Raw genomic sequence first — 1,055 nt, forward strand, 5'->3', positions numbered from 1 at the left:
TAAGGAATTAAGGTTAGTTAAGCTTAAATCCCTTAATATTTCTTAATGCCTTAATGGTTCAAATTAAGGGTTATTTCAGTTTAATTTGTTCAGAAATCATTTTAAAGTATTGTGGAATATTCAAGTTTTGAATTCCTCTAGCGTTATCTAGCCACAAAGGCACCAAGGCACAAAGTTGCACTAAGAAAATTGGGTTCGGTTTAAAATTTTTAGATCTAATTTTTCGATTAAAATAAACCCTGAATACCCCCAAACATTTTCATTTCAAATCACTTACAAATTTTAACATAAATGTTATTTAAAATTAATCTAAATAAACTTGTCCAACATTTTTTTTACAGTTATTTTTGCCCCTGAAAATCAACCTTATTTATATCAAGTCTAAATAAAACAGAATGCAAAAACTACTGACCTGTACTTGTGTTGCACTACTTTCAATAAACGCTTTTTCACAAGTTGATGCCCCAAATGACACCATCAAAAAAACTGACGAACCACAACAATTAAATCAAATCATTCTCTCAAGCAATATCCTTGGAAGTAAGTTTGAGGTGAGAAACCGCACCGGTTCTGCTTATTACCTTTCTCCACAGGATTTACAACAATTTGGCTATACCGATGTCAATAAAGTGTTGCGAGCTGTTCCCGGGGTAAATGTGTTTGAAGAAGATGGTTTTGGACTTCGTCCCAACATCTCGTTACGTGGTACTTCACCCGAGCGCAGTGCAAAAATCACAATAATGGAAGACGGGGTGTTGATTGCCCCGGCCCCATACAGTGCGCCTGCCGCTTATTATTTCCCCACCATTGGACGTATTGAAGCTGTGGAAGTGCTCAAGGGAAGCAGCCAGACTCAGTATGGCCCATACACCACTGGCGGTGCCATCAATATGGTTTCTAAGTCAATCCCCTCTACCCTTTCGGGCGAAGCGCGCTTAACTGCCGGAAATTACCACAGTCGAAGTACAGAACTCAGCCTGGGAGACCCACATGAAAACTTCGGTTTTGTGACCCAGTATTTCAATTACAATTCAGACGGGTTTAAGGCACTGGAT

The 1,055-nt window shown here is 38.8% G+C and carries 1 protein-coding gene; it reads left to right on the forward strand.

Annotated features, from left to right (window positions below):
• Nucleotides 1–395: 395 nt before the first annotated feature.
• On the forward strand, nucleotides 396–1,055 hold a 660-nt coding region (locus tag AC6F75_RS04215; protein WP_500713697.1), incomplete at its 3' end, for a TonB-dependent receptor plug domain-containing protein.

This window comes from Planktosalinus sp., assembly GCF_059864935.1.